This is a genomic window from Suicoccus acidiformans, from assembly GCF_003546865.1.
GTDB classification, from domain to species: Bacteria; Bacillota; Bacilli; order Lactobacillales; family Aerococcaceae; genus Suicoccus; species Suicoccus acidiformans.
Genome location: NZ_CP023434.1, coordinates 539499 through 561329, shown reverse-complemented (window position 1 = coordinate 561329; position 21831 = coordinate 539499). Strand labels below are relative to the sequence as shown.

The following is a 21831-nucleotide window of genomic DNA, read 5'->3' as shown; positions in this document are numbered from 1 at the left end:
GCCACAAACCGTTCCTTTCTATTCTTGACTCGCTTGCATCTCTTGACGCAATAAAAGTTGCAGCTCTCGGCTAGTATCTAATACTAGTTGATTAAAAGTATAATCATATTCTACACTACCTGAACGAATCACAAAGCCAGCTACTCCCTGCAAGGTATCAGCTGATAAGGGAAGAGGCGCATGATAGTTGGTTCCTAATTGGGCCTGAGTTAACTCACCTAGAACCAATTCACTATTTGCCTCAATATCTGTATTCTGATATATATATTCAATAAAGGCTTCCACATGATCCGCGGGCACTTCTTGCATTGCCTGTTTCACCGCTGCTTCATAGCATTTTAACAACCTTTGTTGTGTTTGGAGACGCGCATCTCGTCCTTTCAAAGACAGGTTTGTCATCTGGATTTTATGTTTTTCCTCAGCAGTCTGTTCCATACGTTGCTTTTCAACTAAGAATTCTTCATCCAGTGTCGCTTTTTGTCTTATTACATCGGTTGCTAAACGTTCTTTAAAGCTCTCCAATTCCTTCTCAATTTCAGTTAACTCTTGATCCATTACATTCTGAATCAAAGTATCTAACGACGTCATAGACACACTCCTCTCTATTTAGCTCTAACATTCATCAATAATAAAGAGCTTTTATCTAAATCTTTATACAAGCAAGAACATCAAGAGAGAAATTACAAAGCCTAAAATTGCGTATGTCTCAACCATCGCTGAGAAGACAATCCCTTGGGTAGAGTTTTCTGGACGTTTGGTAAGTATTTGCATCCCTGCTACCGATACACGAGCTTGGGCAGGCGCAGAAGTATATCCTGTAAAGGCAACTGGCAAGGCACAGGCGATATAGTACCATCCTTGGGAAACATCCATACCCTGTTGAAGACTTAACAGCATAATCAAAGCGATAACGAACCCATATAATCCTTGGGTTGCTGGTAAAAGCTGTAAGACCATCGCTTGACCAAATAATTCGGGTTTTTCTCGAACTAATGCTGCAGCTGCTTCACCAGCAAGACCAACTCCTCGTGCAGAGCCGATGCCCCCACCAATCATAGCAATTGCTACGCCAAATCCGCCAAAAACCAATCCCATATTCTCTCCAAATAACGTTAATAAGAAATCCATTGTTCTCCTCCTACTTTTTATTTCGATGATTGTGTTCAATAATAATATGTTCCTCTCGTGGTTTCAGAGGTTCAAAAGCTTTCCCTCCAGTTTCATAGAATTTACCGAAAAATTCGACAAACTGTAACCGCATCGAGTGAACGTACGCCCCTAAGAATGTAATAAAGATGTTCAATGCATGAAGGGCGACAAAGACTAAGAGACCAAGCGTGAAACGGGCCAGTGGCGGGAATAAGCCTGTGATAATATTAAAAGCCATTCCAATGTTTGCGCCAGCAACCCCTAGTGCAGTTAAACGAGTATAGCTGACCACATCTCCTACCATCCCAGCCACATCAATTAATCCAAATAGCCCTAAACCAAAGCCAACCAGTGGATTATTCGCTGAGATCATATTGACAATAAACATACCTGCAATATTGCCTAAGATGAGGAATAGACCGATTTTGTTTAGGATATCCATACCTACAACCATGTTGACCGCAAGTAAGATTGCACCAACCAACATCAATATCCACTGCAAGGCATTCAGATACATGCTGCTCCAATCTTTTCGTTTAGCGTCTAAGTATAATTTCAAGCAGTAACCCACAATCATGTGGACCACTCCAATAGCTACTGAAAAGACCATGACTTTGATGACTCCTTGCGTAACATCCATTACCTGAAAAGGCAGGGTAAAGCCAAAGAAACTTCCAAAGAACAAGCCAACAAGCATCGTTCCAATCGAATTTAAATTAAACATTAGTAACTGATTACGTTGGGAATCTTTTAACTCAAAAAACAACAGCGGTACTAAAGTTCCTAAGAACAATAAGAGTCCATAACCAACATCCGCACTCATCAATCCGAAAAACAATATTTGAAACAAAGCATAGAAAGGCGTTGGATCAATACTATCATAGCGTGGTATTCCAAACTGTAATGTCAAATTCTCAAAAGCTTGATTGAACCGGTTATTCACTAATTTAACCGGTACTTCCCCTAAGTCATCCTGTGCTTCATCGACATCATAAGTCAATGTCGCTAAGCTACCTTTGGGGAACTCTTGGTTCAATGTCTCCAATACTTCGGACAACTCCGCCTCCGGTACCCAACCATGCAAGATAAATAAATGCTCAGATTCCTGAATTAAATCACGAGCTTTGCCTCGCTCCAGTAAATTTATATAAAATTCTTCAGCAAGCATTAGTTGCTTATATGCCTCTTGATTTGCTTTTAATCGATCCGTCAATTCACTTCGCTCTTTTAGTAATCCCTCTCGCTTAGCTAGGTTCTCGACCAATGCTTCACTCGGTGGAATTTCATAAGGGTAGACAAGTGGCACGAAATCATGTTGCCGTAAGACAGACTCCAGTGTTGCTTGATTATTTTTTCCAGTGACAAAGATAAAGCCACTTGTGTTTTCATCGCTATAAATTTCATTACGATAGACAGTTAAATCTTCTAAAGATTCATACAGTGCTTCAACTTTCTCGCTATCGATTTCTCCCATCACCATGTAAAAATAAGCCAAAGTACGTCTTTCTGGTGAGAAGTTAAGCTTCTGCCACTGACGCAAGAAATCCTCGGACTCACTAAGCACAACTAGTTCTCTATCAATCACTTCAATGCGTTCTTGTTCTACTTTAAGCTTTTGAATTAAAGCATCGATATCTACTTCATTGACAGATGCTTCTAATTCCTGAAGAGTATATACTTCACGAGGCATACGTATACGCTTGAACAAGCTAGGTTGTTCAATATACTCATCCAGAATTTCTAAAGCATCTTTAATATTTCTAATTTTCAAATTCAAGTCCACATTATTAGACGTTTGAGCACCTGAAGCAAAAAGTTCCTCGCGCCCCTCAATCCATGCGTCCAGACTCGATACCTCAACTTCTTTTAAAGACTGCAGTGTTTCAAGTAGATGCCTCTGGTTGCTATGCTTAGATATCACCAGAAGTCGCTTCATCACGGATATAGCCATGTTTCTTGAACACCTCCTTCACTCCCTCTGCAACAAGCGATGTCTCAATTGTATCGTATTGACTTATTAAATCAGCTTCATAAGCTGCTGCCTGTGAGGTCATTTTTGCCTCTTCTTGGGCTAACTCATTCTCATGACGAACTTCCAGTGACGCTTTATAATTCTCTAGGTCACGCCTGAGGCTTGCCTTATAGGCCGCTACCTCTTTTTCAGCTTCGCGTTCAGCAGTCTCCTTCTGTGAAGCTAATTTACTTCGTTGTTTTTGAATGTACGTTTCCGTTTCTTCTATCCGATCAATTAAATGATCTGCCATGGATCCACCTCCTAATCTCTACAAATGATTATTGGTAGTCAAATAATTTAACGCTTTTATTATACAGGTAATTGCTGCAAAAAAGTAGGGGTTTACTTGTATTTGTTTCCTCTGAAATACAATAGAATGCGTCTTAATATGAAGGAAACGGTTGAAATTTTTTGAAATCAATAGAAGCTCTCAACCTAAGTCGAGAGCTTGAGTTAGTGTTTATTATTAAGTTATCGTCTAGATTTTATTCGTACGGTATTGTGCTGTAACAGTCTTAACATGGGTATAGAATTCCACGCCGTCTTTACCATTTACATGCAAATCACCATAGAATGAGTCTTTCCAACCAGAGAATGGGAACCAAGCCATTGGCGCGGGTACACCTAAGTTAATCCCTAGCATACCTGCATCCATATTCTCGCGGAAGTAACGAATTGAACGCGCATCATTTGAGAATAAGCATGCCCCATTGGCCAAATTATGTGAGTTAGAGATTTCAACCGCTTCTTTCAAGTCCTTCACACGCATAACTGATACAAACGGCGCGAATATTTCATCTTTCCAAATATCCATGTCAGTTTCTACATTCTCTACAATTGTTGGCCCAACGAAGAAACCATTTTCTGGAATATTCTCACGTCCATCTAGTATTACATTTGCGCCACTCTCTTCGGCTTTCTTAATATACTCAAATGTGCGCTCTTGATTCTCTTTACGAATAACTGGGCCTAAGAAAGTCGTATCATCCATGCCATCACCAATAACAATTTCCTTTGCATCAGCGATAAAGCGCTCCATGAATTCATCATAGATACCGTCTTCCACTAACAGAACGGACGCTGCCATACAACGTTGACCAGCCGAACCAAAGGCTCCTCCGCGGATTTTAGGTAAAGCATCTTCAATATCCGCATCATTTAGTACAATTGTGTGGTTCTTGGCACCTGTTAAAGCTTGGACTCGTTTCATATGCTTAGTACCCTCTTGGTATACATAACGTCCCACAGGTTCTGAACCAACAAAGGATACCCCTTTAATTATTGGGTTTTGTAAGATGCCGTTTACAACATCATGCGCACCATATACCACATTGAGAATACCTTTCGGGAATCCTGCTTCTTCGGTAAGTTCGATAATCTTCTCCATTAGTAATGGTGTTCGCTCTGATGGTTTCATCACCATGGTGTTCCCTGTAACAAGAGCCATTGGGAACATCCAGAAAGGTACCATCATTGGAAAGTTGAACGGTGTGATACCGCCAATAACCCCAATGGGATATTTATAGGTCGTAATTTCAACGTCTGTTGCAGCATTAGCTATTGAATCTCCCATCATTAGATTCATCACGGCAGATGCATGTTCAACGTTTTCGATACCTCGACCGACCTCTCCGCGAGCATCCGCTAAGGTTTTCCCGTTCTCTAAGGTAATAAGTTCAGCTAACTCTTCGCGGTTATCTTCAAGAATATTCTGTAATCTAAAGAAATATTTCGCCCGACGCGGGATACTCACGCGACTCCAGCTTTCAAATGCTTCTTGAGCTATTTCAGCTGCATGATCAAACTCTTCGCGAGTTGATAATGGAACTTTAGCAATTAATTCCCCTGTTGCTGGATTGTATACATCTACAAATTCTTTAGCTTCACTATCTACCCATTCACCGTTAATATAGTTTTTTAATACTTTTACATCTGCCATATATAAGCTCCTTTTATTTTATTAATTTACATAAGCGATATTTTTCTCGAATCATCGCTTTAATGCCCGACTTAGTCTGCGGTAGAATTATGCTCGGATCATAAATATTTGGATTATCTACAAAGATGTCTTGCATGGCCTTTGACCAAGCCTTGTTCAGTTCAGTGTTAAAATTAATTTTTGCATGTCCATAACTAATAGCTTGATGAATATCATCTTGAGAAAGGCCTGAAGCACCGTGAAGAACTAGCGGGATATTTAACAATCCTTGGATTTCTTTCATCGTGTGGAATTGCAAATCTGGTTTTCCTTGATACTCACCATGAACAGAGCCAAGTGCTGGCGCTAAAGCATCTAAACCTGATTCTTCAACTAGTGCTTGACACTCCTTAGGGTCAGCAAATTCAATGCCGCCAACCATACCATCTTCAATGCCACCAATTCCACCAATTTCACCTTCAACGCTAACACCTTGTCGATGCGCATATTCTACGACTTCTTTAGTATGCTTTACATTATCTTCGAAAACCTCATGCGAACCGTCATACATTACCGATGAAAAACCTGCATCAATAGCTGCTTTACAGCCTTCAATCGTTTGTCCATGATCCAAATGTAGCACGACTGGAGTTTCTACTTCATAGCGCTGATACAATAAGTCAATTAAGTTCTTTATATATTGATAACCACCTAACCGTTCAACATTACGGTCAGTTACACCAATAATCACAGGTAACTCCAACTCATTCGCGGTTTCCATAATTGCTTCTATCCAGGTATAGCCATTAATATTAAATTGTGGTACAGCATAACCCTGTGCAAGCGCTTCATATAAAACATCATTTAAAGTTTGATAATGCATAACTCACCTCCTATGCATGCATTTATAGAGTATTAATACATTTCGCGTCCATCTTCTTCAAGTTTTTCTACCCGAGCTTTATATGCTTTTGTCACATTCTCACTTTTAGAAACTTCAGCGACCCCTACGTTCCACCAACTACTTTCATAGCCGTCTGTCATTGTCTTAGGCAATACTTTCATTTCAATTAGCGTGGAATTTGTTTCCTTTTTAGCAGCTTCTAATGCTTGAATTAATTCTTCGCGAGTATTGGCTTTATATGTTGTTAATCCATACCCTTCACCAATCTTGGCATAGTCAATATTCATAATTTCATTGTCAGCGGTTCTAAACTCTGTTCCTGCTGATATACTTCCGTTATCCATTTGGAGATTATTAATACAACCAAAGCCAGAGTTATCAAATAATAGAATGTTAATCTTCTTGTTCTCTTGAATAGCTGTGACTAATTCTGAATGAAGCATGAGGAAGCTACCATCACCTACCATAGCGTATACCTCTTGATTAGGGGCAGCTAATTTCACTCCTAATGTGCCTGAGATTTCATACCCCATAGATGAGTACCCATATTCCAAGTGGAAGGTATTTTCTTCAGTCGAATTCCATAAACGTTGCATATCTCCTGGCAGTGAGCCTGCGGAACCTACCACAATTGCATCATCATCTACATGGTCATTGATTGTGATGAAAGCATTCGTTTGCGTAAATTCCGTGCCCAAAGCATCAGCATAATCATTCATAATTCCTTGCCCGAAATGATGCTTGATTTCCGGATCAAAGTCCTTTCGATTGAAAGCAATATTATGAAGGCGTTCGCGCTCTTCATTCCAAGCTGCTTTATATTCTTGAATTTCTCCTTCATAGGCTGTCTGGTAGCCCTCTAAGCCTTCAGTAAGCTTTTGTAAGGCAACTTTAGCATCAGCTACGACAGTTACAGCATCTAGTTTATATGCTTGGAAGCGACTCACATTGATATTTACAAATTTCTGATTTTCCCAGTCGAAACCAGTTTTCGAAGAGGTCACAAAATCATTATAGCGTGTCCCTATTCCGATAATTAAGTCTGCTTCAGAGACTATTTTGTTTGCGGCAGAGGTTCCTAGAATCCCTACACCTCCTAAAGCATTCGGAAAATCATAGGTAACCACAGATTTTCCAGCTTGCGTCTCAACAATCGGAATATTGTATTTCTCTGAAATATTACGTAACTCAGGTCCTGCCTGTGAATACTTCGTTCCGCCACCAGCAATAATTACTGGACGTTTACTTGCTTTAATCGCGTCAAGTGCTGCTTCGATTTCTCTATTAGTTGGGATTTTACGATCAATATAATGTACCCGCTTTTCAAAGAACGATGCCTCATAATCATAAGCCTCGCCCTCTACATCTTGAGAAATAGCAACAACAGCAGGTCCTGCAGTTTCTGGATTTGTCATTACCTCAAAGGCTCGTACTAAACTCGACATTAATTGTTCTGGTCTTTGAACCCGATCGTAGAATTTCGAAACTGCACGAAATGCATCATTCGTTGTTAAACTTGCATCATGCTGATGTTCTAATTGCTGCAGAACAGGATCTGGCTGCCGTGTAGCAAATGTATCAGCTGGTAGAATTAATATAGGAATATTGTTGGTAAAAGCATTCGCAGCAACATGAACAAGATTCGCAGATCCTGGACCTGCTGAAGCTGACACTGCAAAGATTTGCTGGCGTAAAGTTTGCTTGGCATAAGCAATTGCCGCAAAGCCCATGCCTTGCTCATTCTTACCTTGGAAATAATCAAGTCGCTCATTATAATGTTCTAAAGCTTCACCAATACCTAAGACATTTCCATGACCATAAATTGAGAAAACACCTTTGACAAATGGAAATTCTTCTCCATCAACATTAATATATTGATTTTGGATAAATTTAATGAGTGCTTGTGCTGTAGTTAATCGGATTTTATCTGCCATACGCACTGTCTCCCTTCCTTTATAACGAACCGTCTTGTTCAATAATTAAAGCTTCAATTTCATCTACAGTAGGCATAGCTTCTGATGAGCTATGACGACTGACGACAATCGCAGCTGATGCTGCACCATACTTAAGTGCGTCCTCCACACCTTTGCCTTGGTTTAATGCATAAATGAAAGCTGCGGCATAAGAATCTCCTGCACCGAAAGTCTTAACAACATTAGCTTTATATGCTTTACCGTCATAAACTTGCCCATCTTTCGTATATGCATGTGAGCCTTGGACACCATGTTTGATCACAATAAGTTCTGGTCGATAGTTAAATAACTTCTCAACAGTCTTAGCATTATCAGCTTCTTCACTGTTTTCTAACATATTAAATTCGTCCCGTGTTCCAATAACCACGTCAGATAATTGAGCCACTAAAGTGTAATAAACAGAGACCTCTTCAGCTGATTTCCAAGTATATGGGCGATAATCAATCTCGAATATCACACGTGTGTCATGCTGATGGGCTAAATCAATTGCATAAAGCACTGCTTCACGTGAAGGACTTTGAGCTAGGGCCGTTCCACTAACCAGTAGAATCTTAGAACTGGCGATAGTCTCTTCTTTTACTTCATCTGGACGAATATATAAGTCTGCCACTTCATCGCGGTACTGGATAATATTGCTTTCGCTCGGGCTTTTAATTTCTGTAAATGTCAATCCAGTCATATGGCCCTCATTGTCTACGACAACATCAGACATATCAACTCCTGCATCTTCCATATATTTAGTAATGTAGCGACCATGATGTTCATCGCCCACTTTACCAATAAATTTAACTTTCTGACCTAATTTCGCTTGGCCAATCGCGATATTTGCCGGAGAGCCTCCTACATATTTACGGAAAGATTCCGTTTCTTCCATAGGGCGATTAATCTCGATTGAGTTTAAGTCTAATGCAGCTCGACCGATTGCTACTAAATCAATTGTTTTGTTCATATTTTTCGACTCCTTTTTTATTAATCTCGGTTTAAAATCCATTCATGGTCTGGTTCATTATAGAAATTCCATGATCTTGTCGGACCAGCCATCACGTTTAAGTAATACGAATCATATCCATCAGGAACTGCAACCGGATGATAGCCGGCTGGTACGATAACACAATCCTGATGCTCCACAGCATTCAATTCATCTAATGAGCGATCATCTGTATAGATGCGTTGAAATACAAAGCCTTGTTCTGGGTCCATTTCATGATAATAGATTTCCTCAAGGAAAGACTCTTCAGGCAAATTGTCCTGATCATGTTTATGTGGCGGATAACTCGACCAGTTGCCACTATCAGTGTAAACTTCCACAACAAGTAAACTGTTAGCTAAATCATCATCATCGCCTAAAATCGTAAAAGCTGTACGTTTATTAGAATACTTTCCACGATGTTCTGCTGGAACATCTTCGGCAGGAATTAAACGATTGGGTAACTTATTGTCTGAAGGTGCATACGCGATAACAATTCTGGCATCCGTTTCAGCCTTTACTTTAAATGCTTGATGATCGTTAATATAAACACTATCCGTTCCATTCTTCTCAAAAACGTGTTCTCTTCGACCGATATTCTCAAATGAATCTTCTCCAGCGTAGACACTGACTTTCCCTAATTGTGCTACCACACACGCCTCCCAAGCTTCCAACGTTTCTTCAAAAGTAGCGCCCTCCTCCATTTCTAATACCTTGATTTGGGTATACTCTAAAGGAGAATTATTAGTATTCACGTCCTGTCTTACAAGAATGTCTGCATTTAAATCTTTATTCTTCTTATAAAGCACGTTTGTCATTTCATCTCACCTTTCATAAAGCGTTTTCATTCACTACAACTACTTTACCAATTTTTCGAGAATATGTCAATGAGTTATTACAAAAGTTCACCAAAAGTTAACCTAAACCACCCAAAAAGACTTGAAAAAATCATGATTTAGCACTATAATTCACCTATAGTATTCTGAAAGGAGCACATTATGGAGATACAAGAAGAGATTCTTACAATAATTCTTCACAGTGCACATTGCAAAAATCATTGCAAAGACGCATTGGATACTGCTAAAAATGGTAATTTTGACTTAAGTAGCGAGCACCTTACCCAAGCAGAAGATTACATTCATCAAGCACATAATATTCAAACGAACTTCCTTACCAAACAAGCACAAGGGGAAATAATATCCATCGATTTATTAACTGTTCATGCCCAAGATCACTTAATGACAGCCATGACTGAACTTAGCCTAACTAAAGAACTTATTAATATGTACAAACTTATTCAAAGCAATTTAACAACGTCCTAAAAACATGGTTGACCTTAAAAGGGGTCAGCCATGTTTTTACTCAGTCTAAATATCAGTCATTCACTACTGCTTGAAAGCTTCTCCTTTTAACAGTCGCTCCTTACGATGAGCAAGTGTTGACACGATTAGAGATATAACCTTTATTTATATGTTGATGCGCAAATGAATAACAGGAAGTTTTATTCAATAAATTCAAAAAAAGAGAAGAACGTCATCACGTCCTTCTCTTTTTAATTTACTGCGCTAAGACCTCTTTAACATCGCCATAAATGTTTGCGATATTCATGGTAGAAAAATCACCTTCTGAAATAAAGACCATCTTAGAGCTACCCTCGGCTTCCTTAACTGCTGACCCGATAACGTCTTCATGACGTCTAACCTGAGGCGTTAGAACAATTACATCGTATTTATCTTGTGAGAGTTTATCTTGAACACGACCGATTGGAGCGTATTCCACAATAAAGTTATCTAAATTGCGTTTAGACTCTTCGATAAATTTTGATACAAATAGTGATGCACTAATACCCGCCTCACAAATAATTAATATCTTCTTCTCCATTGCTTCCCCCTAGTTACATTAATTGAACCTGTACTGGCTTCCCTGTTTGGTAGGATTCCTGTGCTGCAAAAGCAAGGCGTTGAGCCATAATTCCATCTTCAAAGGCAACAGGTGTATCGGTGTCATTTTGAATCGCTTCAATAAATTCACGGTCTTCTTCCGCGTAAGCTGCTGCGTAACGCTCTAAGAAGAAGTGTTGAGGATTTGAATGATGACTTCCTTCTCGGTCAGAAACAATAATTTGGTTATTTAACTCGTTCTTTGCTTCTACTCCACCTTCAGATCCCAATACTTCTAAACGTTGATCGTAACCATACACAGCTTGACGGCTGTTAGTAATCGTGCCAATCGCACCATTTGCAAATTTTAGTGTAACAATTGCAGTGTCAACGTCACCGTATTGTTTAATATCTTCATTAATCAGCGCCTCCCCAACGGCAAATACTTCCGTGACTTCTGAACCCATAATATAACGTGCCATATCAAAGTCATGGATCATCATATCGAAGAACAGTCCACCAGATACCTCCACATAAGATAGTGGCGGAGCTTCTGGGTCATAAGAATTGATGGCTAATAATTGAGGTTGTCCAATACGACCTTCCTCAATATACTCACGAATCCCTGAAAAGTTGCGATCGAAACGACGATTTACACCTAATTGGAATTTTACGCCACTCTCCTTGACAATGTCAAATGCTGCAAGTGTCTCTTCATCTGAATCACTTATTGGTTTTTCACAGAAGATATGTTTCCCGGCTTGTGCTGCTTCTTTAATCCAGTAGATATGCTGGTCCGTTGGACAACAAATGTATACTGCATCAATTGATTCATCTGCAATTATCTCTGCTCCATCTTTAATAAAATCTGTTTCAAATTGAGCTGCAAAAGCTTCATCATCAAAGTAAGGATCCGCAACTTTCGTCACTTTTGTTCCAGGGATTTTAGTAAGATGATCGAAATGAATTTTCCCAATGCGTCCAAAACCGATAATACCAACATTAACATTTTTCATAATTTTACCTCCTAAAGTCTGTTATGCACCTAAGCCTAAAGGTGAAAAGGCAAGGTATGTAAGAATAACCAAAATAATCAACACAGCGCCCACAACATTCGCGTGCTTATACGGCGTGGAATCAACATTCGTTTCAAAAGCCTCCAAAACAAATTCCCCTTCTGAGCTGAACTTAGATACGGCCCACATAACTAGAGCATCGATGAAGAAGAGCGCACTCCACACATAAAGATAATGAACATCTGCCAAGACAAATTTAGAAGCAGCATAAAGAACAATATGAACAACCATTGTCGCTTTGGCTGCTTTTGTTGTCGCTGTCTTTGAGTAGAAAGCGAAGAGAATAATCACTAGCAACGAAATATTGTATAGTCCATTAAACTCTTGAACAAATTGATAGAGTCCAGCCGGCGCGAATGCAATAAACGGTGCAATCACAACAGAAATAACCCCGACAACAACCGTTGACAATTTACCAATACGCGCGACTTTCTTGTCATCGGCTTCTGGATTAATCATCGGTTTATAAAAGTCTAAAGCGAAAAGTGTTGCTGTGGAATTAAGCGCACCTGCGAAAGAAGATAGCACAGCTCCGAAAATAACTGCCGCAAAGACACCTTTAAGAACAACAGGCAACACAGTATTGACCAGTGTCGGATAAACAATATCCGGATTATTAAGGAATGAATCCCCGAAGAGGTTGCGTCCGACAATACCTGGAAATACAAGGAATAGAGCAGCGACAGTCTTAAAGATACCGACTAAGAAAGACGCTTTTTGAGCTTCTCCGAGATTTTTGGCTGAGAAAGCTTTCTGAATAATCATTTGATTACAGCACCAGAAGTACAAGTTATTAAAGAATAAACCAAGCACTAAAGTCGGCCAAGGAACAATGTCAGAGTCCAGAGCTCCCACTGAGTTCAATAGCTCTGGTGTAGTAGCTTGAATTGATTGCAGTCCTGCTAAAAATGATCCATCTCCAATCATCCGCACACCTAAGAAAGGTATCAATAACCCTACTACTAATAATCCTACCCCATAAATTGTATCACTGTTTGCACTAAGGGAAAGTCCACCCATCAAAAGGTAGAGAATCCCAACGATTCCAATTCCAACAACCACGACTACAACGGACACAAAAGGATCTAAACCGAACGTTCCGCTCACATCGAAAATTTGGTCAAAAACCAATGCTCCTGAATATAAAACCACAGGCAGGAAAGAAGACATATACGTAAAGATGAATAATGCCGATACAATACGCTTTACAGTTGTGTCATAGCGAATTTCAAGCAAATCAGATATCGTATTAATACCGAACTCAAAATATCTTGGCAAGAAAACTAGGGCTAAAGCTACGATAGCTACTGTAGCAGTAACTTCCCAAGCCATAACTTCCATCCCAGCCACATAACTTTGGGCATTCTGACCTACAATCTGCTCTGTTGACAAGTTTGTCATTATAATCGTTCCAGCAATCGGGAGAGCCGTAAGACTACGGCCTCCCATGAAATAACCTTCTGCACTTTCAATGTTCACAGAGCGAGATTTTTGATACGCATATATCCATACAGCTGCTACAATTAGCAGAAAACTTCCCCAAATTAAAATACTCATATCAAATTTCTCCTTCTAGGATTTTTATAAACCGGTCACATCTTTAATATACTCTCGAGCTTTTTGAGCGTATAAGAAAGGATTTGCGACTGCGGGGTCTTGTTCAGCTTCAACTACAATCCAACCTTCGTAGCCTGCTTGATTTATTTTCTCCCAGATTGGTTTAAAATCAATCATGCCATCTCCAGGAACGGTAAAGGCACCTTTACGAACACCGGTTAAGAAGCTATCTTTATTAGCTTTAACTTCTTCCATTTTTTCTTTGCGAATATCTTTAAAATGAATATGTTTAATACGATCACTATATCTCTCATAAATTTCAATTGGATCCTCACCAGAATAAACCAGATGTCCTGTGTCAAATAGAAGTGATACTTTGGCTGGATCTGTATTCTCCATTAAGCGGTCAATTTCTTCTGTCGTTTGAACCCCAGTACCCATGTGGTGATGGTAGACAATTTCCATATCTTTCTCATGAGCTAACTCTCCGAGTTTTTCAAGCCCTTCCGTTAATAAGTTCCATTCATCATCTGTGAAATATGGTTTATCTTCAAAGACTGGTGTATCTTCTTGTCCTTGAATACTATGACCTTGCTCTGATACAACAATAACTTTTGCACCCATTGCATGCAAGAAATCACGATGTTCAATGAAGCGCTCCGCTGTTCTTTCGAATGGCTCAACTGTTAAATAAGCACTGAACCAAGCACTCGCCACTTCTAAGCCACGTGGCTCGAGATAAGCTTTTAAAGTTTCCGGGTCCTTTGGATACTTATTCCCAATCTCTGTGCCTGTATAACCTGCTAAAGCCATCTCGCTAATACATTGCTCAAATGTGTTTTCTGAACCTAATTCAGGCATGTCATCATTTGTCCAAGCAATTGGGGCAACTCCTAATTTAATCATTTAATATTCCTCCTATATTAATTAATATTCAATACTTACTAATTCTCCTGAGTCCATCGACTCACCACAAGCAATCGCTGCTTGTGTTGCACGAATTCCATCTTTAACGGAAATTGGAGCTTTCTGATTGTTGTTAATGTATTTTGCAAACTGTGTCAATTCATTCAAGAATGCACCTTTAAAGCGTTCAGGGAAATTCTGTGACATAGGTCGGACTGCTCCATGCTCATTTAATATGGTGACTAAATTTTTCTCTTGAAGATTCGCGATACGTAGCGATCCTTTTGTTCCAATGATTTCAGTCTCTACATGATAACCGTGCGCTGCATTACGGCCCGCAACCATAATACCAATCGCATTATTTTCTAATTTGCATAAGGCTGCGCCGGTTTCTGTATCGCCTAATTCATCTAAAATTGGATAGGCAATATTATTTCCTAGTGCCCATACTTTAGAAATTTCTTGCCCAGTAAACCAACGAATGAGATCAATATCATGAATCGCCATATCTAAGAACAAGCCACCACTGCTTGAATTCTTACAGAATTCAATGAATGATTCCATGCCTGAGTTGGGATCGATTCCATAGCAACGAATGAGCGTTACATCCCCAATCTCTCCTTGGTCTACAAGCTCTTTAGCGTACATATAACTTTCATCATATCGACGCATAAAGCCGAGCATGAATACTTGGTTTGGATGTTCTTCTACTGCCTTTTCAACCCGTAACATCTCCTCAAGCTCTAAACCTAGCGGTTTCTCACAAAAGACATGCTTTCCTGCTTCTAAGCCTTGGATAATTTGACCACAGTGTTGGTGAGACGGTGTAACTAGTACAACTGCATCGATTGCATCATCTGCTAACATTTCACCGTAATCACGATAGACTTTCTCAACGCCAAGATTCTCTTTGGCATAATCTAATTCAGAGTCGACAACACTACACGCTGCGTATAAGTGAAATGCACCGATTGACTCAGCTAAATGATGCGCGTGTATTTTCCCAAGTCTCCCTAAACCTACAATACCAACATTCAGTTTTTCCATTCCTTCTCCTCCTTAAGTCTGAAAACGTTTTCCTAAGGTCATAATATACCACTTCTTTTAAAAAGTAAAGTCTTTTTGGGTATTTTATGATAATATTTTGAGATATTTTGATTAAGTATTCATTAGAATTATCTTGGGATACAATTAATCCCCATAATATCTCCCCGAGTTTACAATTGTTGTTATATATACCTATAATGTTGTTTATGATTTACAGGTGAATTAAGTGATTTATAGAATTTGGACAAATACTTACCATGTCGGCTATTTTTCGTTTTTTTCTTTTTTAGTAGGTCTATCTAAGTTCACCAGTATAGATAATGCCCTTAAATTGGAGTTGGTTTATATAACTATGTTTCGTCACAATTAGCATATCCTAGCTCCTTTACAGTAATTTTCCCGCCATTTATCAAATTCTTAAATTAATTATTGGGTTCTTTGAAGTACGATAAAGTAACTTACATTCATGAGTATCCTAGACTGATTGCTTTTAATGTTGACTCTGTTCTCAGCACTAATCTTACTCTTTCCTATTGCACGTTTAAGCGACCTTGTATACTTAGCTCCTTTTATTGCCTCGACAACTCGGCCGTCTTTGGGAAATCACTAATTATCACAATTATTCTAACAATTTTATGTCGCTTACCACCACTGCAGAAGCCATTAGATATCCGGCCCCACTTTAAATGTTGATAGGTTAGGATTAGAAGTCGCCTCAAGTATCGGTTATGCTTCCAGACCCTTAACAACACTATTAGTACTAATTCAGTGACCCTTAAAAGAATATACCCCTTTCTTTTTGAAGGAGTAAGTATTGGTGATTTAGTAGTTATTTATTTGAATCGTCAGCTTACATATGATTATGTTAAATGAATTTCTTAATAGTTCTTTAAGGGAAAACTGTCATCATTATTTAAGACATTCACTTGTTGAGTTGACTTGATATATGGCAAAGAATAACACCTACGTAAATACATGATAGGAGCGAAAACTGACTACTTATATTCTGTCAACAATTTTAGTAGTAAACCTAAAAATACTCTTCGGCATTTGAAATAAAACGTATATTTTGATAACCTTTTGGGTAAGTCTGGTATATTTATTGCTCTGAAATAATAAAGAGATTATTCAAAATATTGGCTTAATAACTTTATGGAATAAATAATTTACTCAGCCTATTCCTCATACAAGAACTTACCCAAGACTTGACAACGCTTTCATAACATTTTATAATGAGCTCAGCATAAATTAGAAAAGAGGAACGAGTATGAAAGCTCGACGCATCCAACAAATAAAGAATATAACCTTTGAGAAAGGAAGCATTTCTTTAGATGAACTCTGCGAGATATTCGGCGTTTCTAAAAATACAATTCGACGTGACGTGAATATTTTGGAAAAAGAAGGTTCAATCAAGAAAGTATATGGAGGAATCCAAGCCGTTGAACAAGTTTCACTCCTGCCCTTTGACCAAAGGGAAATTAAACATGCGCAGGAGAAAGAAATCATTGGACAACAAGCCAGTTTACTGGTCGATAATGGGGATATTATTTTCATAGATTCAGGTACAACAACTTCACAGTTAATGAAGTATCTACCTAAAGATATCCAGTGTACAATTCTAACAACGAGTTTAAATGTTATTGAACAGTGTGATGCCTTTCCTAATATTACCTTAATTGTTGTGGGATCAATCTATAAACGGAGTACGCGCTCATTTATCTTCCCTCAACCAGGTGAGGCATTGGAAGGCTATAATATAAACAAGGCTTTTCTTGCATGTACAGGCCTTTCAATCGAAAATGGTCTGACAAACTCAGACCCCTTAGAACAGGAAATAAAACAAACGGTCTGTAACCTTGCTAAGCAGCTAATCGTGTTAGCCGACCATTCTAAGTATGATCAACCGACATTATTAACATACTCCCCTTTAGATTCGATTCACTACTTTGTTACGGATGTAGAACCGCCTAGTGAATATCAACAATTCTTTAACGAATACAATATCCATGTTTTAGCAGGTGATCCTTCACTGATTCAACATGGATAATTCGCTCAAAGATTTGAACCAATACTGTATATTTTTCCTACGATATTGTTTTTTGGCTAAAGGAGGTGAGGTCTGTTCGGCAAATTTTATCGTTACACTGGCACATGAAGTCAATCGATTTATCTAAACAGTCGCTTAAAATATTTGAAAAGGAGCATAAATATGAGTATCCATAAAATTGAAATGCCCCCTGAAATTTATTACGGTGCCAATGCCCTTGAGAAGGTAGGTGAAGTTGCACAACGTTTAGGTAGTCGTGCTTTAATTGTAGGTGACCAAGTTATGGAAGAGTTAGGAAATGTCCAGAAAGTCGCAGACTTACTAGCCACTAGTGGGGTTGAAAGCGCATCATACTTGGGAGCTAATACAGAGCCGACAGATACATTTGTAGACGAAGCCCTGTCAGTTTATCAAGAGAATAATTGTGATGTAATTATCTCAATTGGTGGTGGCAGTTGCATTGATACAGCTAAAGCTCTTGCCGTAGTGGCAACAAACGGTGGTTATATTGGAGATTATTTCGGTAATAAGAAAGTTGCCGATAAGCCTTCTGTGCCCCTAATTATTATTCCAACAACAGCGGGAACCGGCTCAGAAGTAACAAACGTAACCGTCATAACGAATACACACAATAACGTTAAGATGATGATTAAGCACTATGCCTTCCTTCCAAGAGTAGCCATTGTCGATCCAGTGCTTACTATGACTTCTCCTGGCCACGTTACAGCTGCTGCCGGTCTAGATGCTTTATGTCATGCAATTGAGTCTTACGTTTCGAGAATTGCCCACCCGATGACTCAGATTTTCTCTCTTGATGCGGCCAAACTTATCTTAAATAATATTCAACAAGCTTATGATGACCCAAACAACACTGAAGCTCGGACAAATATGGCCATTGGTGCATTACAAGCTGGTGTTGCCTTCTCGAACGCATCTGTCACTTTAATCCATGGCATGTCACGTCCCGTTGGAGCAATATTCCATGTACCTCATGGAATATCCAATACAATGTTGCTTCCTGCTTATTTAGAATTCATTCGTGATGTTGCTGAGGAAGACTTAGCATATTTAACACGTTATGCCCTTCCTGAGGAGACACAAGACAAATCTGACAAAGAAGCTGTCGATTTCTTAATCCAGAAAACAAAAGAATTAAGCAATCACATGGATGTGCCGAATATGAAAGAATGGGGTATTGATCAAACTGAATTTGAAGCTAATATTGATAAAATGACTAGTGATGCGATTGAATCAGGAAGCCCAGCTTATACCCCGCGTATTCCAACAGCAGACGAAATTAAAGAGTTGTACCGCTATTGCTACGATTATGACTTTTCTGTTTAATCTCATGGAGCAACAAAGCCTACCTTGCTTAGAGGTAGGCTTGCCATTATTTACAATAGGAAATGAGTGATTACTATGAACATCATGGGTGCTCTTGGTGTACTCTTAGGTGTGATGCTTATTATTTTCTTATCACTGAAAGGAATGCATATACTTCTTGCGGCACCTTTAGCCACACTCGCTATCGTTTTATTAAATCAAATGGATATTGTCAATACTTTTCTTGATGCACACACAAATTCATTTATGGGGGCCTTAGCTAACTATATTTTGAATTATTTTCCTATCTTTTTGTTTGGCGCAATTCTGGCTAGACTCATGGAAGCAAGTGGGGCTACAAATTCAATTGCTGATTATATCATTTCAATAATTGGTGAAGATAATCCGTATCGAATTATGCTAGCAATTTTCATCATCAGCTCTATTCTTACCTATGGAGGAATTAGTCTCTTTGTAGCCATGTTTGCCGTCATTCCGCTTGCTCGGACACTTTTCGCAAAGATGAATATATCTTGGCATCTTGTACAAATACCTCTTTGGTTAGGTATATGCTCTTTCACAATGACAATTATGCCAGGAACACCAGCCGTCCAAAATGTAATTCCCATTCAATATTTAAATACTTCACTCACGGCAGCGGTCATTCCTAGTATTTTAGGAACCATTGCGTGCATTACATTTGGCTTGTGGTATATGCACTATGCATTAAACAAAAGTCTTAATAAAGGCGAAAACTTTCATACCTATCCAAGCAAGGCACCTGAAGGAACTAGTAACGAGAATTCTCCTAACTTTGCTAAAAGCATTTCACCTTTATTAATTTTAATTCTAATTGCTTTTTCTGGTAGTATCTTGGGGAATGAGTTTCTAAAACAGAACATTATTTACATTGCATTAATCGCAGGTATTCTACTCGCAGTCATCCTGTTTTACAAGCATCTTTCGTCCAAAATGCTCACAATATTAAACGAGGGCGCAAGCGCATCAATCGGTCCTATCTTTAGTACGGCTGCTGCAGTGGCCTTCGGATCAGTAACAATGATGGCTCCTGGGTTTGAAATTTTCTCAAACTTGATTACTAATATTCCAGGAAATCCTTTAATCGGCCTGACTATTTTAACTTCTTTGATGTCAGGGATTACCGGGTCTTCTTCTGGTGCTCTTGGGATAATTATGCCTGCCTTTGCGGATCATTATTTGTCCATTGGAATCCATCCTGAGCTCATTCATCGGGTTGCAACAACTGGATCCAATATACTCACGATTGTTCCGCAAAGTGGAGTTGTTCTAACGTTTCTAAGCCTAACAGGATTAACTTACAAGAATGGTTTCAAAGAAAGTTTTATCACTGTCTTTGGCGGGACACTTATTGCACAGATTGTCATCATTATTTCTGGCTCACTCTTATACTAGTCTGATTAAGAAGCTTTAGTCTTATAATGAATAAAGCTTCTTACTACTTTTCTTATGCGTTTCGATAAACAATAAAATAAATGCCCATCCCTAAAAAAACTATCCCAATGACTGTATTAAAGCTCGCCGGATGGTGGACTGCTCCAAACAAAGCGTAATGATCTATCAAGACTGATATGACTAATTGACTCACCATATAAATTGAAAGAAAAGTCGAAAAGCCGATATATGGTGGAATAATAATATTTGCACTAACAACAAGTGCACTGATTAATCCACCCAACCACATGTACCAGTTCTGACTTGTTGTCTCAGGAGCACTAATAGGCATTTGTTGTCTTGTCAGATAAGCTAAGATAAGCATAATAAGCATACCAATCGTATTGCTAATAGCTCCAGAAACGAAAGGATTTCCTACTTCCCCTCTAAGTAATCCATTCACCGACCCTTGTATAGGGAATAATGCTCCTGCTAAGATAGCTAAAATTAACATCATAATATCCATAATAGACCTTCTTTCCTTAAAGTTTAATATCATTGTATCAAATCTCTTTAAAGAAAGAGTATTAAATTCGTTTTAAGAGAGCGAGGAGGTATCAGACTGGTGTAAATACTCCTCCATAAACCCCAAGGACCCCTCCTTGAAATACCGCTCCAACACAGTCAGCACCGCCTGCTCCTCATTGCTGCCAATTTCATAAGCACAATGCTCCGCCAAATGCGGATCAGCATTCGACATCGCCACACTATACTTCACTTCCCGCATCATACTCAAATCATTCATACTATCCCCAAAAGCCATGCACTCATCTGGAGCTAAATCATAACGTTTTTGTAAATAATCAATCGCAAAGCCCTTACCACTTTGCCGATGAATAATATCAATCGAAACATTCCCACTCGTCACCGCCATAATATCTGGGAACTCAGCATTCGCAGCCTCCGCCACAGCCTTATTATATGCCAAGCCTTGATGTGACAGAATACAAACCTTCGTCACCATCTTCGCCTCAGGAATCTCAGCAAAAGAATCCACTTCTTCCAAAATCCCATTGTAAATCTTAGCAATCTCATAGAAAGGATCATCTCGCAAAATATAGGACTGGTCCCCAGTACTAATAAACACGGACACATCCGCATAAGGTTCCAGAAACGCTACAATATCCAAGGCCAAAGCCCGAGTCATCGCAATTTCATGCTGCAGAACCTCTTGCTGCACAACATAACTCCCATTATCCCCCGCGAAATACAAATATTCCTTGTCCGCCTCATCAAAGAAATCCCTCAGTTGATGGTAACTATTCCCACTGGCAATCACAAACTTAATACCATGCTCCTTGCACTGCTCCAGCACCCGCTTAAAGCGCCCCACATCATAAGACTTATCATCCCGCAAGAACGTACTATCCATATCCACCGCCACAAGTTTCAAACTCATTCAGCCACCCCTTCAATCATGTTACACCTATCATACCACGGATTCCCACAATTTTAACCCCAAATTACTCTCAACTATGGACTTAGGAAGATAAGATTTTAAACAGCTTCCATCGCTAAGTTTATAAAAACACCCACTCAAAAATCATTGACCTTAGGCAAAATAACAAACGCCCAAAGATTCGGAAACCTTTGCGCG

Annotated in this window: 20 protein-coding genes; 4 read left to right on the top strand and 16 right to left on the bottom strand. The window is 39.1% G+C overall.

The features are described from left to right. Positions 1–18 precede the first annotated feature (18 nt). The 9 genes from CL176_RS02750 to iolB all read right to left on the bottom strand — a co-directional run bounded on the left by CL176_RS02750 (position 19) and on the right by iolB (position 9743). Positions 19–588: a hypothetical protein gene (locus tag CL176_RS02750; RefSeq protein ID WP_118989950.1), complete on the bottom strand. Its 570-nt coding sequence runs from the start codon at positions 586–588 to the stop codon at positions 19–21. A gap of 63 nt (positions 589–651) precedes the next feature. Next, positions 652–1128 (bottom strand): V-type ATP synthase subunit K, encoded by a 477-nt coding sequence (locus tag CL176_RS02745; RefSeq protein WP_118989949.1) that lies wholly within the window; start codon positions 1126–1128, stop codon positions 652–654. 10 nt (positions 1129–1138) lie between these two features. After that, positions 1139–3100 (bottom strand): V-type ATP synthase subunit I, encoded by a 1962-nt coding sequence (locus CL176_RS02740; protein ID WP_118989948.1) that lies wholly within the window; start codon positions 3098–3100, stop codon positions 1139–1141. Next, positions 3060–3413, bottom strand: coding sequence for a hypothetical protein (locus CL176_RS02735; protein ID WP_118989947.1), 354 nt, complete (start codon positions 3411–3413; stop codon positions 3060–3062). Before CL176_RS02735 ends, CL176_RS02740 begins: the two co-directional genes overlap by 41 nt. A 228-nt stretch (positions 3414–3641) precedes the next feature. Next, positions 3642–5102: a CoA-acylating methylmalonate-semialdehyde dehydrogenase gene (locus CL176_RS02730; RefSeq protein WP_118989946.1), complete on the bottom strand. Its 1461-nt coding sequence runs from the start codon at positions 5100–5102 to the stop codon at positions 3642–3644. A gap of 13 nt (positions 5103–5115) precedes the next feature. Continuing rightward, a complete protein-coding gene (locus CL176_RS02725) occupies positions 5116–5964 on the bottom strand; it encodes a class II fructose-bisphosphate aldolase (protein ID WP_118989945.1) in 849 nt (282 codons plus the stop codon). Positions 5965–5996: 32 nt separating this feature from the next. Further along, positions 5997–7919, bottom strand: coding sequence for a 3D-(3,5/4)-trihydroxycyclohexane-1,2-dione acylhydrolase (decyclizing) (gene iolD / locus CL176_RS02720; RefSeq protein ID WP_118991549.1), 1923 nt, complete (start codon positions 7917–7919; stop codon positions 5997–5999). A 19-nt stretch (positions 7920–7938) separates the two neighbouring features. Then, positions 7939–8907: a 5-dehydro-2-deoxygluconokinase gene (gene iolC / locus CL176_RS02715; protein WP_118989944.1), complete on the bottom strand. Its 969-nt coding sequence runs from the start codon at positions 8905–8907 to the stop codon at positions 7939–7941. Positions 8908–8927: 20 nt separating this feature from the next. After that, positions 8928–9743 carry a 5-deoxy-glucuronate isomerase gene (gene iolB, locus CL176_RS02710; RefSeq protein ID WP_118989943.1) on the bottom strand — a complete coding sequence of 272 codons (816 nt, stop codon included), beginning with the start codon at positions 9741–9743 and terminating at the stop codon, positions 8928–8930. 180 nt (positions 9744–9923) lie between these two features. On the opposite strand from iolB, the gene CL176_RS02705 reads away from it, so the two are divergent. Further along, positions 9924–10247, top strand: a complete 324-nt coding sequence (locus tag CL176_RS02705; protein ID WP_118989942.1) for a PTS lactose/cellobiose transporter subunit IIA — start codon at positions 9924–9926, stop codon at positions 10245–10247. A gap of 235 nt (positions 10248–10482) precedes the next feature. Here CL176_RS02705 and CL176_RS02700 read toward each other — a convergent pair whose 3' ends face one another. Genes CL176_RS02700 through iolG (CL176_RS02680) form a run of 5 tightly spaced genes read right to left on the bottom strand, consistent with a single transcriptional unit; the run spans position 10483 to position 15391 of the window. Then, positions 10483–10806 carry a PTS sugar transporter subunit IIB gene (locus CL176_RS02700; RefSeq protein ID WP_118989941.1) on the bottom strand — a complete coding sequence of 108 codons (324 nt, stop codon included), beginning with the start codon at positions 10804–10806 and terminating at the stop codon, positions 10483–10485. Positions 10807–10819: 13 nt separating this feature from the next. After that, positions 10820–11821: an inositol 2-dehydrogenase gene (iolG, locus tag CL176_RS02695; RefSeq protein ID WP_118989940.1), complete on the bottom strand. Its 1002-nt coding sequence runs from the start codon at positions 11819–11821 to the stop codon at positions 10820–10822. A 21-nt stretch (positions 11822–11842) separates the two neighbouring features. Further along, a complete protein-coding gene (locus CL176_RS02690) occupies positions 11843–13438 on the bottom strand; it encodes a solute:sodium symporter family transporter (protein WP_118989939.1) in 1596 nt (531 codons plus the stop codon). A 24-nt stretch (positions 13439–13462) separates the two neighbouring features. Continuing rightward, positions 13463–14344, bottom strand: coding sequence for a myo-inosose-2 dehydratase (gene iolE, locus CL176_RS02685; protein WP_118989938.1), 882 nt, complete (start codon positions 14342–14344; stop codon positions 13463–13465). Positions 14345–14365: 21 nt separating this feature from the next. Next, a complete protein-coding gene (gene iolG / locus CL176_RS02680) occupies positions 14366–15391 on the bottom strand; it encodes an inositol 2-dehydrogenase (RefSeq protein WP_118989937.1) in 1026 nt (341 codons plus the stop codon). 1267 nt (positions 15392–16658) lie between these two features. Here iolG (CL176_RS02680) and CL176_RS02675 point away from each other — a divergent pair. The 3 genes from CL176_RS02675 (at position 16659) to CL176_RS02665 (ending at position 20195) form a co-directional block, all read left to right on the top strand. Continuing rightward, positions 16659–17438 carry a DeoR/GlpR family DNA-binding transcription regulator gene (locus CL176_RS02675; protein ID WP_118989936.1) on the top strand — a complete coding sequence of 260 codons (780 nt, stop codon included), beginning with the start codon at positions 16659–16661 and terminating at the stop codon, positions 17436–17438. Between the two features lie 162 nt (positions 17439–17600). Further along, complete coding sequence (locus tag CL176_RS02670) at positions 17601–18782, top strand: iron-containing alcohol dehydrogenase (RefSeq protein ID WP_118989935.1); 1182 nt, start codon at positions 17601–17603, stop codon at positions 18780–18782. Between the two features lie 75 nt (positions 18783–18857). Beyond that, positions 18858–20195 (top strand): GntP family permease, encoded by a 1338-nt coding sequence (locus CL176_RS02665; protein ID WP_118989934.1) that lies wholly within the window; start codon positions 18858–18860, stop codon positions 20193–20195. Between the two features lie 52 nt (positions 20196–20247). Here the strand turns inward: CL176_RS02665 and CL176_RS02660 are convergent, their stop codons facing one another. Beyond that, positions 20248–20700, bottom strand: a complete 453-nt coding sequence (locus tag CL176_RS02660) for a DMT family transporter (protein WP_162890792.1) — start codon at positions 20698–20700, stop codon at positions 20248–20250. 72 nt (positions 20701–20772) lie between these two features. Continuing rightward, on the bottom strand, positions 20773–21633 hold the full coding sequence (locus CL176_RS02655; RefSeq protein ID WP_118989932.1) for a Cof-type HAD-IIB family hydrolase: 861 nt from the start codon (positions 21631–21633) through the stop codon (positions 20773–20775). Between the last annotated feature and the right edge of the window lie 198 nt (positions 21634–21831).

Coding starts and splice junctions, on each gene's coding strand:
- iolG (WP_118989937.1), bottom strand. CDS start 15,391: ATGGAAAAACTGAATGTTGGTATTGTAGGTTTAGGGAGACTTGGGAAA.
- CL176_RS02745 (WP_118989949.1), bottom strand. CDS start 1,128: ATGGATTTCTTATTAACGTTATTTGGAGAGAATATGGGATTGGTTTTT.
- CL176_RS02735 (WP_118989947.1), bottom strand. CDS start 3,413: ATGGCAGATCATTTAATTGATCGGATAGAAGAAACGGAAACGTACATT.
- CL176_RS02665 (WP_118989934.1), top strand. CDS start 18,858: ATGAACATCATGGGTGCTCTTGGTGTACTCTTAGGTGTGATGCTTATT.
- iolC (WP_118989944.1), bottom strand. CDS start 8,907: ATGAACAAAACAATTGATTTAGTAGCAATCGGTCGAGCTGCATTAGAC.
- CL176_RS02725 (WP_118989945.1), bottom strand. CDS start 5,964: ATGCATTATCAAACTTTAAATGATGTTTTATATGAAGCGCTTGCACAG.
- CL176_RS02660 (WP_162890792.1), bottom strand. CDS start 20,700: ATGGATATTATGATGTTAATTTTAGCTATCTTAGCAGGAGCATTATTC.
- CL176_RS02675 (WP_118989936.1), top strand. CDS start 16,659: ATGAAAGCTCGACGCATCCAACAAATAAAGAATATAACCTTTGAGAAA.
- iolB (WP_118989943.1), bottom strand. CDS start 9,743: ATGACAAACGTGCTTTATAAGAAGAATAAAGATTTAAATGCAGACATT.
- CL176_RS02730 (WP_118989946.1), bottom strand. CDS start 5,102: ATGGCAGATGTAAAAGTATTAAAAAACTATATTAACGGTGAATGGGTA.
- iolD (WP_118991549.1), bottom strand. CDS start 7,919: ATGGCAGATAAAATCCGATTAACTACAGCACAAGCACTCATTAAATTT.
- CL176_RS02740 (WP_118989948.1), bottom strand. CDS start 3,100: ATGGCTATATCCGTGATGAAGCGACTTCTGGTGATATCTAAGCATAGC.
- CL176_RS02750 (WP_118989950.1), bottom strand. CDS start 588: ATGACGTCGTTAGATACTTTGATTCAGAATGTAATGGATCAAGAGTTA.
- CL176_RS02670 (WP_118989935.1), top strand. CDS start 17,601: ATGAGTATCCATAAAATTGAAATGCCCCCTGAAATTTATTACGGTGCC.
- CL176_RS02690 (WP_118989939.1), bottom strand. CDS start 13,438: ATGAGTATTTTAATTTGGGGAAGTTTTCTGCTAATTGTAGCAGCTGTA.
- iolE (WP_118989938.1), bottom strand. CDS start 14,344: ATGATTAAATTAGGAGTTGCCCCAATTGCTTGGACAAATGATGACATG.
- CL176_RS02655 (WP_118989932.1), bottom strand. CDS start 21,633: ATGAGTTTGAAACTTGTGGCGGTGGATATGGATAGTACGTTCTTGCGG.
- CL176_RS02705 (WP_118989942.1), top strand. CDS start 9,924: ATGGAGATACAAGAAGAGATTCTTACAATAATTCTTCACAGTGCACAT.
- iolG (WP_118989940.1), bottom strand. CDS start 11,821: ATGAAAAATGTTAATGTTGGTATTATCGGTTTTGGACGCATTGGGAAA.
- CL176_RS02700 (WP_118989941.1), bottom strand. CDS start 10,806: ATGGAGAAGAAGATATTAATTATTTGTGAGGCGGGTATTAGTGCATCA.